A 13,685-nucleotide genomic window follows, 5' to 3' on the forward strand; every position below is an offset into this window, starting at 1 on the left:
TGAAAGGATAACAAGTTCAAGTATAGCGAACTGACGATTATTGCGGGCTCCGCAGCCAAAATAAAAAGGCCATTTCCCGCGGGAAATGGCCTCTGAGTAGCTCAATCGGTACCCGTCGAATTTACTCGTCTTTGCTGAGCTCCCCGCGCACCTCGGCTTCGGCATCAGCTTCCGGCTCGCCCTTCTTGCCTTTCTTCTTGGCTTCGGTGCTGGTGCGGCGCATAAATTCTTCATCGGTTTCTTCGGGCTCAGCCACGCCGTTTTCGACCGGGAAGTCCTCGTCCTCGTCTTCCACTTTCTCCCCAAACTGCCCGTCGCGGTTCACGAGCTTTTTGTCGCGCACGTGCTGGTTGAGGAAGTGGTTGATTTCCTCAATGGAGTAGTTAGAGGTGATTTCGCCCAGCGGGTTTACCTTGATTTCGAATCCTTCGAGGTCTTTATGCACCCGGGCTTTTTTCTCGGGGTCGTTTTTCTTGCTCTTATTGACGGGTTTCTTAGCCATAACGTGGAGTCCGTAGGTGGGAGGTGCTAGGGTAGCGGCGTTTCCCAAAACACGAAGGCCGCTCCGTACCAAGTAGTACGAAGCGGCCTTGCTGCCGGATGCACGAATTTAAAAACCGTGGGCTAGGCGCTGATCTTGTCGGCCAGGCGGGTCACGGCTGCTTCAATGCGCTGCGCCGTCTCTTGGCCCCCCAGAATGCTCATGATGGCCATCAGGTCGGGGCCGGCCGCCACGCCGGTTACCACCGTGCGCAGGGCCTGCAGTACCTGCCCGATTTTGACGCCCTGGCGTTCTAGTACCTGGGTCAGCAGGGCCTTGATGCCGTCGGGCGTAGTGTCCGTAGCGGCGGGCAGCTCCTGGGCAAAGGCCTGCAGGGCGGCCGCCGTCGGGGCGTTCCACTTCTTGCTGATAACCTGCTCGTCGTAGGTTTCGGGGGCAATGAAGAAGTATTGCGCCTCGCGCCAGAAATCCTGGGGAAAGGTCACGCGCTCCTTCATGGCCGCCACAATCTGCACGGCCTTTTCTTCCGAGCACTCGATGTTGTGCTCTTGCAGGGCCGTGAGCAGGAACTGGGCCAGCTCGGCGTCGGGCTTGGCGCGTAGGTAGTGCTCGTTGTACCAGCGCACCTTGTTCTGGTCGAAGCGGGCCGGCGACTTGCTGACGCGCTCAATGCTGAAGGCCTGAATCAGCTCAGACATGGAGAAAATCTCCTGCTGGGAGCCGGGGTTCCAGCCCAGGAAAGCCAGGAAGTTGATGAAGGCGTCGGGCAGGTAGCCACTTTCGCGGTAGCCGCTACTGACGGTAGGCTGGCCGGTTTCGGCGTCGGTGCCGTGCCACTCCAGCGGGAACACCGGGAAGCCGAGCCGGTCCCCGTCGCGCTTGCTGAGCTTGCCGGTGCCGTCGGGCTTAAGCAGCAGGGGCAGGTGGGCAAACTGCGGCATGGTGTCTTCCCAGCCAAAATAACGGTAAAGCAGCACGTGCAGCGGCGCCGAGGGCAGCCACTCCTCACCCCGGATGACGTGGGTGATTTCCATCAGATGGTCATCCACGATGTTGGCCAAATGGTAGGTCGGCATGCCGTCCGACTTCATCAGCACCTTGTCGTCGATGCTGCTCGAGTGCACCACTACCCAGCCGCGGATCATGTCGTTGAAGCGCACTTCTTCCTTGCGGGGCACCTTCAGGCGAATCACGTAGGGTGAGCCGCCGTCCAGCAGCTGCTTCACCTCGTCTTCGGGCAAAGTCAGGGAGTTGCGCATCTGGGTGCGCGTGATGCTGTTGTACTGCGGATTGGGCACCTTGGCGGCCGTCAGGCGGGCGCGCATGGCGTCCAACTCCTCGGGCGTGTCGAAGGCGTAGTAGGCGTGGCCGCTGTTGATGAGCTGCATGGCGTACTCCATGTACATCGGCTTCCGCTCGCTCTGCCGGTAGGGCGCGTGCGGGCCGGGCGTTTCGGACCACGGACTTTCGTCGAGCTCAATGCCGCACCATTTCAGGGATTCGGCAATGTACTGCTCGGCGCCGGGTACGAAGCGGTTCTGGTCGGTATCTTCAATGCGCAGCAGCATTTTGCCGCCCATCTTGCGCGCAAACAAATAGTTGTACAGCGCCGTGCGCACGCCGCCGATATGTAACGGTCCCGTAGGGCTGGGCGCAAAACGCACCCGTACTTCTCTCTCCATATAAACAAAAATTCGCGTCGGTTCTGACAGAAACGCGCCGCGAAGGTACAAAGATCAGATGGTGAAGTTGTGAAATGGTGAAATAGTGAGTTTGCCGTTCAATTAGCGCAGCCTGGCACCTGGTAAACAGCAGACCCACCATTTCACCACTTCACCATCTCACCGCTAGTCCCGGTTACGATACGTGAGGTAGAGCACCAGGCCTAGCGCGGTGATGCCCCCGCGAATAGCCCAGGCCACGGTCGGACCCCACTGGTCAATCCAGGTCAGCAGCATTGATTTCATGCCCAGAAAAGGCAGAATCAGGGATAAGAGGCCAAGCAGCAATAAGCCGAGTCCGAGTTCTTTCATAAGGTGAAATTGAGAGATGGTGAAATGGTAAGTTGCCGTTCAATATGCGCAATACGGCGCAGTCAGAACGAAAAATTCACCATTTCACTATCTCACCACCTCACTATTTTACGGCCACGCACGAAATTTCTACCTGCACATCTTTGGGCAGGCGGCTTACCTCCACCGTTTCGCGGGCCGGCGCGTAATCCGCTGTGAAGTAGCTCCCGTAGATTTCGTTGATCAGGCCAAAGTTGCCGAGGTCCTTGACGAAGATGCTGCACTTTACCACGTCGGTCAGGGTCATGCCGGCGGCGGCCAACACGGCCTGCAGGTTGCGCATTACCTGGTGGGTTTCGGCGGCCACGTCGCCGTTGCCGACGAGCTGGCCCGAAGCCGCGTCCAAGGCAATCTGGCCCGAAACGTAGACGGTATTGCCAGCCTGGATAGCCTGGCTGTAGGGGCCGATAGGAGCGGGGGCGTCGGGCGAGTAGATAATGGTGTTAGCCATGAGAAGCAAGGGCAGGTGGAAAATCTGAGTTCAAGTCAAAAGTAAGCGGAAAAATCCTCCGGCCTGCGGCGGCGTTGGTTTTGGTTCTACACCACAAGCCAGCAAAAAGCCCCGCTAGAGGAATCCAGCGGGGCTTTCTGAGGAAAAAAAGAAGCGGGCTACTCGACCGTTACGGACTTGGCCAAGTTGCGGGGCTGGTCCACGTTGCAGCCGCGCAGGACGGCAATGTGGTAGGAGAGTAGCTGCAGCGGAATCACCGATACCAGCGGCATCAGCACTTCGCTCGTAGCGGGCACCTCAATGGTGAATTCAGCCATGGCCGGAATCACCGTGTCGCCTTCGGTTACCACGGCAATGATGCGGCCTTTGCGGGCCTTCACTTCCTGGATGTTCGACACCACTTTCTCGTACGAGCTGTCTTTGGTCGCAATAACAACCACCGGCATGTTCTCGTCGATCAGGGCAATCGGGCCGTGCTTCATTTCGGCCGCGGGGTAGCCCTCGGCGTGGATATAGCTGATTTCCTTAAGCTTCAGAGCACCTTCGAGGGCTACGGGGAAGTTGTAGCCCCGGCCCAGGTAGAGGAAGTTCGGCACGTCGCGGAAAATCTCGGCAATAGCCTCAATCTCGTCGTTGAGCTTCAGCGCCGTTTCCACTTTCGCCGGGATGTTGCTCAGCTCCACCATCAGCTCGCGCATCTTCGAGTCGGTGAGGGTGCCGCGCTTGTGGCCCACAATCATGGCCAGCAGCGTCAGTACCGTAACCTGAGCCGTGAAGGCCTTGGTCGAAGCCACCCCGATTTCGGGGCCGGCGTGGGTGTAGGCACCCGCGTCGGTGGCGCGGGCAATGCTCGAGCCCACCACGTTGCAGATACCGAAGATGGTAGCGCCCTTGCTCTTGGCCAGCTCGATGGCGGCCAGCGTATCGGCCGTTTCGCCCGACTGGGAAATGGCAATTACAATGTCGCGCTCGGTGATGATGGGGTTGCGGTAACGGAATTCCGACGCGTACTCCACTTCCACCGGAATGCGGGCCAGGTCCTCAATCAGGTACTCGGCCACCAGGCCGGCGTGCCACGACGTACCGCAGGCCACAATGATGATACGGTCGGCATTGACGAACTTCCGCTCGTAAGCCCGGATGCCGCCCATGTTGAGGTGGCCGGCTTCGAGCTCCAACCGGCCCCGCATGGAGTCGAGAATCGAGCGGGGCTGCTCAAAAATTTCCTTCAGCATGAAGTGCTCGTAGCCACCCTTTTCGATGCTGTCGAGTTCCATCTCCAGCTTCTGGATGTAGGGCGTCTGCTGCACGTCTTCCTTGGTGCGGATGTCGAGCTGACCGTCGCGGATAACCGCAATTTCGTAGTCGTTGACGTATACTACCTCGTTGGTGTACTCAATGATGGGAGTAGCATCGGAAGCCAGGAAAAACTCATCCTTGCCTACCCCGATAACCAGTGGGGAGCCTTTACGGGCCGCAATCAGCTGGTTGGGGTCGTCCTTGCTCAGTACCACAATGGCGTAGGCGCCTACCACTTCGTGCAAAGCCAGACGTACCGCTTCTTCGAGCGAGCAGCTGTTCTGCTTCTGGATTTCCTCAATCAGGTTGACGAAAACTTCCGTGTCGGTATCGGAGTGGAATACGTGTCCTTGCTTCTGCAAGTGGGTTTTCAGGGCCGCGTAGTTCTCGATAATGCCGTTGTGGATAATGGCAATCCGCTCGGAAGTCGAGTAGTGCGGGTGGGCATTCGAGTCGTTGGGCTCACCGTGGGTTGCCCAGCGCGTGTGGCCCATGCCAATGTGCGCGTGGGTATCCTTTTCGGCAATGAAGGCTTCCAGGTCATTTACCTTGCCTTTCTTCTTGTATACATTCAGCGCTCCGTTCAGCAGAGCCACGCCCGCTGAATCGTAGCCCCGGTATTCCAGCCGGCGCAGACCTTTCAGAATAATGGGACAGGCTTCACGGTGCCCGATGTAAGCGACAATTCCGCACATAGTGTGTCAGAGAAAGAGTTGTTGAGAGAAAAATCACTCCGGCCCGGCCCCTCAACAAAGGCCGTGCCGGAGTGATTCGTGTGAAAACAGCTACGCCTTAGCGCAACTTGGAAGAGTATACGCGCAGCTTGATGTTCTGGGCATCAAGTACGCTCCGGTTAAGTGACAGATCAAAGGAGCGGCGCAACACCGGGCTCAGCATCAGTGCCGCGGCCTGTTCCCCGAGCTGGTTGGCCAGGTAGGCCTGCAGGTAGGTGGTGATAACGACGCTGTAGTATTTCTTGCTGGCATCCACATCGTAGAGCGACACGGCGGCTTCTTTGCCCTGGCCTAGCTGGTTTTGCAGGTTGGCTTGTACAATTCGCTCAACGGGCGAAATGTTCACCGTCCGCTGCAACACCCGGTTGTTAGCGTTTATCTCGTAGAGAAAAGCTACCGTCGGGTTCGGGAACAACAGCGTGCCCGATGATTTGATAGGAATAATCAACTCGGCGCGGTTGATGGCCAGACCGGGCTGATTTGCTAGTTCCTTCAGACCGGGAATGGTGAGCCGGGTAGCCAGGCCTAAGCCTTGTTGCATATACGTCACGCTGTCGGCCACGCGCAACGACTTGGTGCCGTCCAGCAGTACGCTAAACGGAGCCTTAAAATCGGTGGTGAGCTGGGTGTAGTAACGGGGCGTATTAGCGTCGCCACTTACGTAGGACGAGCCCAACCGGACCCGGTAGCTACGCTGGCGCGCCAAGCCACTGATGGTACCGTGGTGGTAGACGTAGATGCAGTTAACCGAGGCACGGTTCAGGGCTACAATAGCCGCCGTCTGATTGCTCGAAGGCACCACGGCCAGTCCTTTCAAGAGGGCGTCGAGCTTACTCTGCCCGAAAGAGGCGTCTTTGAGGGCCGAAAACAGGGCATTGGCAAAATCCGAGCTGCGGACTCTATCCTTCTGAATAACGAGCCGGATAGTCGGGTCGGGGCTGGTAACTGAGATGGTGCTGTCGGCTGGCGTTTTGTCAGCATTCAGCTTCTTCTTGCTTTTCAGTACCCCGGGCTCAACGGCAACTTCCGCAGTGGTAGTCCGCTTCAGCGAGCTGATGAGCTTCTCCCCAATAGGCTCGCCCACGGCCACGTCCTGCACGCCCGAGTTGTAGGTCTTCTTGTCGTCGAGGCCGTCCCGGAGCTTGAGCAGATCAAAGCTTACGGTCTTGGTGGCGCTGCCGTATACTTGGTCGAATGACGAAACCAGCACCACGGAATCCAGTACCGGGTTGGTTAGGTCGCTGGGCAGCGTATCGGTGCTGGCCCGCAGGTTGAAGTAGGCTTTAGCGGTGGTCGTACCCAGGGTGGCATCCGTCAGGCGGCCCACCAGTACCCGGTCAGCATTCAGCGTTTCCACCGAATCCTGCAGGATGGTGGAGGCATTGACCCGGTAGTCGCGGTACTCAGTAGAAACGGGGGAAGTGCCCGGCAGCTCTACGCCCAGGTTATTGGGGTCTTCGCAGCCAGTGGCGGCGAGTAGCAGAGCGGAGGACAAAAAAGAAACCGAGGCTATTCGGAAGGCGCTACTAATTGGCCAATTCATTATAAAGCGTGTAATAAGAGGAAAGCAGGTTTTCGTCGGCGCTAACCTGACCAATCTGCCGTTTCTGCGAATATTCAGAAAACATGGCATTCAGGTTGTCGCTGAAGTCCTCGTCAGATTTCACGACCGAGTCCGCATATTCCATGCCCACCTTGATGAAGCCGCCGAAGTCGGCCGACTTCAGGGCCGCCAGCATCTCGTCATCAATGTCCAGCATTTTAGCCTTCTCGATGATGTCGCCCTCAAATTTGTGGCTGAACTCGTTGTTGTAGATGGTGAATACCGACTTGGCGTCCTTGAAGATCGGGTCCTTCTTGTAAGTCGTCTTCAGGTACATCGGAATCAGGCCGGTCATCCAGTCGTTGCAGTGCACGATGTCGGGCGCCCAACCCAGCTTTTTCACGGTTTCGAGTACGCCCTTGCAGAAAAAGATGGCGCGCTCGTCGTTGTCGGCGTGGAACTTATCGTTTTTGTCGACCAGCACCGACTTGCGGTGGAAGTAATCTTCATTGTCGATGAAGTATACTTGCAGCTTCGCATTGGGAATGGAGGCCACTTTGATAATGAGCGGCTTTTCTTCCTCGCCCACGGCGATGTTGATACCCGACAGGCGCACTACTTCGTGCAAACGGTTCTTACGCTCGTTGATAATACCGAAACGGGGCACGAAAATGCGGATTTCCATCCCCATCTCCTGCATTCCCTGCGGTAGCATGCGCAGAAACTCCGCTACCTTGGTCGTCTGCAAAAACGGGTTGATTTCCGTGGCAGCGTAGAGTATTCTCAACTTGGACATATAGAGTCAGTTGGTGTGATTGGGATAGGGCAACACTTTGGGATGCACAAAATTAAGCATTTTTGAGCGAATTATCAATTAAACCAGCCCGCGCACCCCGCGAACGGGCCTTTTCACCCTATGGAGATACTCCAATCGGCTGCCGCGTTGCAAGCCCAGACCGAAATCTGGCGGCAGAACAAACTGCGAATCGGGTTGGTGCCCACCATGGGCGCTTTGCACGAAGGTCATCTGCAGCTGGTGCGGGCCGCCGCCCAGGACAATGACGTGGTGGTGGTCAGCGTGTTCGTCAACCCGACCCAGTTCAACAACGCCGAAGACTTCCGCCTCTACCCGCGCGTACCCGACGCCGATGCTGCCCTGCTGGGCCCGGCCGGCTGCACGGCGCTGTTTATGCCCTCGGTGGAGCAGATGTACCCGCAGCCCACGGTCTTGCGCTTCGACTTCGGGCCCCTGGAGCGGGTGATGGAAGGGGAGCACCGTCCCGGCCACTTTCACGGTGTGGCGACGGTGGTTAGCAAGCTGTTTCATTTGAGCCGGCCCCACCGGGCCTATTTCGGCCAGAAGGACCTACAGCAGGTGGCCGTCATCCGTCAGCTCGTGGCCGATTTGTCCTTCGACCTGGAGCTGGTAGCGTATCCTACCATCCGGGAAGCCGACGGACTGGCCATGTCCTCACGCAACCGCCGCCTGAGCCCCGAGGCCCGGGCCGTGGCGCCCCGGCTTTACCAGGCCCTGGCCCTGGGCGCTTCCCTGGTAGAAAAGCAGCAAGAGTCGCCCGAGGCGGTGCAGCAGGCCGTGGAGCAGTTTCTGGCCGCCGAGCCGGGCATTACGCTAGAGTATTTTGCCCTGGCCGACGGCCGCACGCTACAGCCCGTTACGGGCCAGTGGAGTCCGGGTAGCCTGGTGGCGCTGTGCCTGGCGGCCCACGTGGGCGGAGTACGCCTCATCGACAACGTGCTGGTGACCCTGCCTTAGAAGGCGCTGAGTTGCGGGTGCGGCTCAGGCGTTCGGTGCTATTTAGCTACCTTTGCGCCCTGAAAATCACCGGTTCTTTACTCATGCATATCGAAGTTCTCAAGTCCAAAATCCACCGGGCCAAGGTAACCCAGGCTGAACTGCACTACGTCGGCAGCGTCACCATCGACGAAGACCTGCTGGATGCGGCCAACATGGTGGAAAATGAGAAGGTTACCATCGTCAACGTCAACAACGGGGAGCGGTTCGAAACGTACACTATCCGCGGCGAGCGTGGCTCGGGCATGGTGTGCCTCAACGGGCCTGCTGCCCGCCGCGTGGCCGTGGGCGACATCGTCATCATTTTCTCTTACGCCCTGATTGACTTTGCCGAAGCCCGGGCCCATAAGCCCACGCTGGTATTTCCGGATCAGCACAATCGGCTGGTCTAAATAAAGAAGAAAAGCACGGGGGCCACTGGCTCCCGTGCGTATTTGTTGCGTGTAGAATTTTCATGAAGAAGCTGCTCACTATTCTCAAGTATGCCCTATTGCTCTCCGTTTCGGGGCTGCTGATGTGGTATGCCGTGCAAGGCCAGGACCTGAACAGCATCGGGCGGCACGTGCGCGAGGCCAACTACAGCTGGCTTATCATCACGATGATTATTTCGGCCATGGGCTACTTTAGCCGGGCCTACCGCTGGAAGATGCAGCTCGACGCTACCGAGCACCGGGCCCCGTTCTGGGACGTGTACCACGCCATGATGGTGGGCTATCTGGCCAACTTGGTGCTGCCCCGCATGGGCGAAGTAATCCGCTGCTCGGTGCTGCAGCGTACCAGCAAGGTGCCCGTGCACGTGGCCCTGGGCACGGTCGTGACCGAGCGGGTTATCGACGTGCTGGTGCTGCTCTGCCTACTGGGTGGCACGCTGCTGCTCGACTTCAATACCTTCTGGTCGTTTGTGACTGACAAGCTGCTCGGGGGGCGTTACGATGACATTGCCCGCAACCGCACCCCACTACTGGTGGCGGCCGTTATTGCATTGGTACTGCTGCTGGGCTTGGCCTACGCCTTGTTCCGGAATCTGGAGCGGCTCCGGCAAAACGCGCTGTTCAATAAAGTGGTAGTCTTCGCGAAAGGGCTGCTGGCCGGCGTGTTTAGCGTGCTAAAGCTGGAGAATAAGGGCCTGTTTCTGTTGCATACCCTCTTTACCTGGGGCGTCTATTACCTGATGGATTACCTGGCCTTCAAATGCTTTCCCGCTACTTACTCGCTCGATATGAAAGCCGGCCTGGCCGTGCTGACCTTCGGGGCCTTCGGGATGGCCGCGCCGGTTGCGGGGGGCATTGGGCCGTTTCACGTGATGGTGCAGGGCATTCTGCTGGCGTATGGTATCAGCAAGGAAGCCGGTATTGCCTACGCCCTGGTGGTGCACGGTTCTCAGACCATTCTAGTGGTATTTATGGGCGGCATCAGCTTCGTGGCCAGCATGATGAAGTCGGGCCGCTCATTGCGCGAGCTGGCCGCTGAACCGGCCTTGTCCGTGACGACCGATGTGGAGTAAGGATAAAATTGTCAGTACTGCGGAGCTGGAGCCCCGGCTAACCCAGTGGCGGGCCGAGGGCAAACGAGTGGTATTTACCAACGGCTGCTTCGATTTGCTCCACCTGGGCCACGTCGATTACCTGGAAAAAGCCCGCAACCTGGGCGACGTGATGGTTTTGGGGCTCAACACGGATGCTTCCGTGAGCCGGCTTAAGCCCGGGCGGCCCTTGCAGGACGAAGTGTCACGCGCCCGGATTCTGGCGTCGCTTTTGTTCGTGGATGCCGTCGTGCTGTTCGACGAGCCCACGCCGCTGGAACTGATTACTCTGGTCAAACCCGACATTCTGGTCAAGGGCGACGACTATGCTATTAGTGGAATTGTGGGCCACGAATTGGTGTTAGCAAATGGCGGGCAGGTACTCACCGTACCGCTCGTGCAGGGCTACAGCACCACTCGTATCGTCGAGCGGATTCGCGCCCAACTTCACTCCTAAGCAACTTCCCCCATGTACTACAACGCAAGTCCAATTTACTTTCTCGTCATCGCGGCGATGATCGTAAGCTGGCTGATCCAGTGGCGGCTGCGCAGCAAAATGACCACCTACGGCCAAATCGGTCTGCAGTCGGGTTTGTCGGGCCGGCAAATTGCCGAGCTGATGCTGGCCGACCACGGCATCACCGACGTGCGCGTCATTTCCACCGAAGGCCGCCTGACCGACCATTACAACCCGACCGACAAAACTGTTAACCTCAGTGAGGTGGTGTATGAGGAGCGCAGTGCGGCCGCGGCGGCCATTGCGGCCCACGAGTGCGGCCACGCCGTGCAGCACGCCACGGCCTATAGCATGCTGCAGTTTCGCTCGGCCATGGTGCCGGCCCTAAGCAGCGTATCTACCTTCATGCCCTGGATTCTGCTGGCCGGCGTAGTGATGATCCGCACCTCCCTGATTCCGCTGGGCGTGGGCATTGCCCTGTTTTCGCTCACTACGCTCTTTTCCTTCGTCACGCTGCCCGTCGAGTTCGATGCTAGTCGCCGGGCTCTGGCCTGGATTGACCGGCGCGGCATCGTGACGGCCAAGGAGCACGCCATGGCCAAAGACGCGCTCTGGTGGGCGGCCATGACCTACGTAGTGGCTGCCATCAGCTCCCTCGCTACGCTGCTTTACTACGTCAGCCTCTTTATGGGTAGCCGCGACCGGCGCTAAGCCTGTCGGGCCACTCGGAATGCCTTACAAGTGCCACTCCGGTTGTCGGGGCGGCGCTTGTTGCTTTCGACCCGGCACCGCGCGCTCATGCGGAAGGTTTGAAACCAAACCCCGTGGCTCGATTTCAGTTATATAAGCGGCTAGCCGAATAAAATTGCGGCCTCCTGCTTATTCTCCAATTTTCCAAGGTTAATTTTGCACCCAAATTCAGCCGCCCCGGCGGTGCCTTCCTCCCACCCAAGCGTACCAACCCAATGGATTTCCAGCTCACCGAAGAACAACTTGCCGTCCAGTCGGCCGCCCGCGACTTTGCCCAGACCGAATTGTGGGCCGGCGTTATTGAGCGCGACGAACACCAGAAATTCCCTACTGAGCAAGTCAAGAAGATGGGCGAGCTGGGCTTTCTGGGCATGATGGTGAGCCCCGAGTACGGCGGCGGTGGCATGGATACGGTTTCGTACGTGCTGGCCATGGAAGAAATTTCCAAGGTCGATGCCTCCTGCTCCGTTATCATGTCGGTGAACAACTCTCTGGTATGCTGGGGCCTGGAAAAGTATGGCAATGAGGAGCAGAAGCGCAAGTGGCTGCCCAAGCTGACCAGTGGTGAAATCATCGGGGCATTTGCCCTGTCGGAGCCCGAAGCTGGCTCCGATGCCACCATGCAGCGCACCACGGCCGAAGACAAAGGCGACTATTACCTGCTGAACGGCACCAAAAACTGGATTACCAACGGCAGCTCGGCTTCCGTGTACCTGGTTATTGCCCAAACCAACCCTGAGCTGAAGCACCGCGGCATCAACGCCTTTATCGTGGAGAAGGACGCCCCGGGTTTCGTGGTGGGTCCCAAGGAAAACAAGCTGGGCATCCGGGGCTCCGACACGCACTCGTTGATGTTCACCGACGTGAAGGTGCCCAAGGAAAACCGCATTGGCGAGGATGGTTTCGGCTTTAAGTTCGCCATGCAGACCCTGGCCGGCGGCCGAATCGGCATTGCCGCCCAGGCCCTGGGTATTGCCTCGGGAGCTTTCGAGCTGGCGCTGAAGTACTCGAAGGAGCGCAAGGCTTTCGGTGTTGAAATTGCCAAGCACCAGGCCATTCAGTTCAAGCTGGCCGACATGGCTACCAATATCGACGCGGCCCGTCTGCTATGCCTGCAGGCCGCCAACGACAAGGATTCCCATCAGGACTATGCCAAGTCGGGCGCTATGGCCAAGCTCTTCGCTTCGAAAGTTGCTATGGAGACGGCCGTGGAAGCTGTGCAGGTGCATGGTGGCTACGGTTTTGTGAAAGAATTCCACGTGGAACGCATGATGCGCGACGCCAAAATCACCCAGATTTACGAGGGAACTTCGGAGATTCAGAAAATTGTAATCTCGCGTGAATTGCTAAAGTAGATTTGGAATTGCCTAAAAGTCAGATTCATTGCATTAAACCCAGCCATAAATTGGCTGGGTTTTTCGTTTTTGTGAATTTTTATATGTTATTTTGCATTGTCTAAATCCAGCCTTTCCACTGGCCGGTTTTATGCCGGTACCCCAACCACCCCCTAGAATATGGAAGATTACAATAAAGTGATAGAGTCGCTTGGTGTACGATACATTAAAGCGAAAAATCTGGTCCTGCAGCAGCCGTTTACGGTCCGGAATTACTATGATGTCGGCAACAACCTGATCCTGCTCCACAAGGGCCGGATTGCCTTCGGCGACGAGGAGCAAGTAGTGGAGGAAGGCGAAATGCTGTTCATCCCCGGGGGCCGCGCTACCAAGGTTAGCTACGGCGAAGCTGCTGGTAAGACGATTACCAACGACGACCTGATCAGCAACAAAGACAAGTTTTTCCACTCCAACGCCGACTTGGACCTGATTGGCGATGCCGAGGAAAGCCACAGCCACGTGAGCTTCGAGGCCAAGGTGTTCGACTCGGTGAACTTCTTCGCCTCGCTCGACGTGCCCGCCTTCCTGATTACCGGCAACTCCAAGCTGGCCAATCTGGTGATTAAGGTAGTGGAGGAAAGCCTGCAGGAGCTGCCCGGCCGCGAGCGGCTTATCACCATCTACACCGAGAATATCGTGGTGGAGATTGTGCGCTACATCCTCAAGAACAAGATGTTTGTGGAGCAGCTGGCTACCAACAGCACCTACTTCAAGGATCCGCGCCTCATCGACCTGTTCAACTACATCAAGGAGAACATCGGCGGCGACCTGTCGAACAAAGTCCTCTCGAGCGTGGCCAACGTGTCGGAAGACTACGTGGGGCAGTACTTCAAGATGCTGACCGGCATCAACCCCCAGGACTACATCGAATACCAGCGCATGGAACGGGCCGTATTCCTGCTCCGTACCACCAAAAAGAGCATCCGCGACATTGGTAAGGAAGTGGGCTACAAGGATACGGCGTACTTCTGCCGCCGCTTCAAGATGATGTTCGGTATTCCGGCCGGCAAGATGCGCCGTCGTGAGTCGGCCATGAACATCTAACCACGGCCTCTTCGGATTAACCGAAGTCTGTGAAAATTAAAAATCAACCAGAAAGGCTACCTAAGCGGGTAGCCTTTCTGGTTGTAAGCCGGAGCAGTAGTGCG

Annotated in this window: 14 protein-coding genes; 7 read left to right on the forward strand and 7 right to left on the reverse strand. The window is 57.7% G+C overall.

The genetic code is table 11. The annotated features are described in order from the left end of the window. Positions 1 to 121 precede the first annotated feature (121 nt). From CLV45_RS20285 to CLV45_RS20315, 7 genes are all read right to left on the reverse strand, one after another. Positions 122 to 502, reverse strand: a complete 381-nt coding sequence (locus CLV45_RS20285; RefSeq protein WP_100338321.1) for a hypothetical protein — start codon at positions 500 to 502, stop codon at positions 122 to 124. Between the two features lie 122 nt (positions 503 to 624). Further along, on the reverse strand, positions 625 to 2,184 hold the full coding sequence (gene gltX, locus CLV45_RS20290; protein WP_100338322.1) for a glutamate--tRNA ligase: 1,560 nt from the start codon (positions 2,182 to 2,184) through the stop codon (positions 625 to 627). A gap of 165 nt (positions 2,185 to 2,349) precedes the next feature. Next, positions 2,350 to 2,535 carry a hypothetical protein gene (locus CLV45_RS20295; RefSeq protein WP_100338323.1) on the reverse strand — a complete coding sequence of 62 codons (186 nt, stop codon included), beginning with the start codon at positions 2,533 to 2,535 and terminating at the stop codon, positions 2,350 to 2,352. A 103-nt stretch (positions 2,536 to 2,638) separates the two neighbouring features. Continuing rightward, positions 2,639 to 3,025, reverse strand: a complete 387-nt coding sequence (locus tag CLV45_RS20300) for a RidA family protein (RefSeq protein WP_100338324.1) — start codon at positions 3,023 to 3,025, stop codon at positions 2,639 to 2,641. Positions 3,026 to 3,183: 158 nt separating this feature from the next. Then, the gene (gene glmS, locus CLV45_RS20305; RefSeq protein WP_100338325.1) at positions 3,184 to 5,019 is read right to left on the reverse strand and encodes a glutamine--fructose-6-phosphate transaminase (isomerizing); all 1,836 of its coding nucleotides are present in this window, start codon (positions 5,017 to 5,019) and stop codon (positions 3,184 to 3,186) included. A 97-nt stretch (positions 5,020 to 5,116) separates the two neighbouring features. Next, positions 5,117 to 6,553 (reverse strand): DUF4270 family protein, encoded by a 1,437-nt coding sequence (locus CLV45_RS20310; protein WP_157807682.1) that lies wholly within the window; start codon positions 6,551 to 6,553, stop codon positions 5,117 to 5,119. 31 nt (positions 6,554 to 6,584) lie between these two features. Then, the gene (locus CLV45_RS20315) at positions 6,585 to 7,397 is read right to left on the reverse strand and encodes a glycogen/starch synthase (RefSeq protein ID WP_100338327.1); all 813 of its coding nucleotides are present in this window, start codon (positions 7,395 to 7,397) and stop codon (positions 6,585 to 6,587) included. A 120-nt stretch (positions 7,398 to 7,517) separates the two neighbouring features. Here CLV45_RS20315 and panC point away from each other — a divergent pair, with 120 nt between their 5' ends. From panC to CLV45_RS20350, 7 genes are all read left to right on the forward strand, one after another. Continuing rightward, on the forward strand, positions 7,518 to 8,375 hold the full coding sequence (panC, locus tag CLV45_RS20320; protein WP_100338328.1) for a pantoate--beta-alanine ligase: 858 nt from the start codon (positions 7,518 to 7,520) through the stop codon (positions 8,373 to 8,375). Positions 8,376 to 8,458: 83 nt separating this feature from the next. Next, on the forward strand, positions 8,459 to 8,806 hold the full coding sequence (gene panD, locus CLV45_RS20325) for an aspartate 1-decarboxylase (RefSeq protein WP_100338329.1): 348 nt from the start codon (positions 8,459 to 8,461) through the stop codon (positions 8,804 to 8,806). A 62-nt stretch (positions 8,807 to 8,868) separates the two neighbouring features. Then, positions 8,869 to 9,918 carry a lysylphosphatidylglycerol synthase transmembrane domain-containing protein gene (locus tag CLV45_RS20330; RefSeq protein ID WP_100338330.1) on the forward strand — a complete coding sequence of 350 codons (1,050 nt, stop codon included), beginning with the start codon at positions 8,869 to 8,871 and terminating at the stop codon, positions 9,916 to 9,918. After that, positions 9,908 to 10,393 (forward strand): D-glycero-beta-D-manno-heptose 1-phosphate adenylyltransferase, encoded by a 486-nt coding sequence (gene rfaE2, locus CLV45_RS20335; RefSeq protein WP_100338331.1) that lies wholly within the window; start codon positions 9,908 to 9,910, stop codon positions 10,391 to 10,393. The genes CLV45_RS20330 and rfaE2 overlap by 11 nt, the downstream gene beginning before the upstream one ends. Before the next feature lie 12 nt (positions 10,394 to 10,405). After that, positions 10,406 to 11,104 carry a zinc metallopeptidase gene (locus CLV45_RS20340; protein WP_100338332.1) on the forward strand — a complete coding sequence of 233 codons (699 nt, stop codon included), beginning with the start codon at positions 10,406 to 10,408 and terminating at the stop codon, positions 11,102 to 11,104. 254 nt (positions 11,105 to 11,358) lie between these two features. After that, positions 11,359 to 12,498: an acyl-CoA dehydrogenase gene (locus CLV45_RS20345; protein ID WP_100338333.1), complete on the forward strand. Its 1,140-nt coding sequence runs from the start codon at positions 11,359 to 11,361 to the stop codon at positions 12,496 to 12,498. A gap of 159 nt (positions 12,499 to 12,657) precedes the next feature. Continuing rightward, positions 12,658 to 13,581: a helix-turn-helix domain-containing protein gene (locus tag CLV45_RS20350; protein ID WP_100338334.1), complete on the forward strand. Its 924-nt coding sequence runs from the start codon at positions 12,658 to 12,660 to the stop codon at positions 13,579 to 13,581. The last annotated feature ends 104 nt before the right edge of the window (positions 13,582 to 13,685 follow it).

The sequence above is a fragment of the Hymenobacter chitinivorans DSM 11115 genome, assembly GCF_002797555.1.
GTDB lineage: Bacteria > Bacteroidota > Bacteroidia > Cytophagales > Hymenobacteraceae > Hymenobacter > Hymenobacter chitinivorans.

Excerpts from the sequence above, each read along its gene's own strand:
- CLV45_RS20350 (WP_100338334.1), top strand. The coding sequence starts at position 12,658 with ATGGAAGATTACAATAAAGTGATAGAGTCGCTTGGTGTACGATACATT.
- glmS (WP_100338325.1), bottom strand. The coding sequence starts at position 5,019 with ATGTGCGGAATTGTCGCTTACATCGGGCACCGTGAAGCCTGTCCCATT.
- CLV45_RS20330 (WP_100338330.1), top strand. The coding sequence starts at position 8,869 with ATGAAGAAGCTGCTCACTATTCTCAAGTATGCCCTATTGCTCTCCGTT.
- CLV45_RS20345 (WP_100338333.1), top strand. The coding sequence starts at position 11,359 with ATGGATTTCCAGCTCACCGAAGAACAACTTGCCGTCCAGTCGGCCGCC.
- gltX (WP_100338322.1), bottom strand. The coding sequence starts at position 2,184 with ATGGAGAGAGAAGTACGGGTGCGTTTTGCGCCCAGCCCTACGGGACCG.
- CLV45_RS20295 (WP_100338323.1), bottom strand. The coding sequence starts at position 2,535 with ATGAAAGAACTCGGACTCGGCTTATTGCTGCTTGGCCTCTTATCCCTG.
- panD (WP_100338329.1), top strand. The coding sequence starts at position 8,459 with ATGCATATCGAAGTTCTCAAGTCCAAAATCCACCGGGCCAAGGTAACC.
- rfaE2 (WP_100338331.1), top strand. The coding sequence starts at position 9,908 with ATGTGGAGTAAGGATAAAATTGTCAGTACTGCGGAGCTGGAGCCCCGG.
- CLV45_RS20340 (WP_100338332.1), top strand. The coding sequence starts at position 10,406 with ATGTACTACAACGCAAGTCCAATTTACTTTCTCGTCATCGCGGCGATG.
- CLV45_RS20315 (WP_100338327.1), bottom strand. The coding sequence starts at position 7,397 with ATGTCCAAGTTGAGAATACTCTACGCTGCCACGGAAATCAACCCGTTT.
- CLV45_RS20300 (WP_100338324.1), bottom strand. The coding sequence starts at position 3,025 with ATGGCTAACACCATTATCTACTCGCCCGACGCCCCCGCTCCTATCGGC.
- CLV45_RS20285 (WP_100338321.1), bottom strand. The coding sequence starts at position 502 with ATGGCTAAGAAACCCGTCAATAAGAGCAAGAAAAACGACCCCGAGAAA.
- panC (WP_100338328.1), top strand. The coding sequence starts at position 7,518 with ATGGAGATACTCCAATCGGCTGCCGCGTTGCAAGCCCAGACCGAAATC.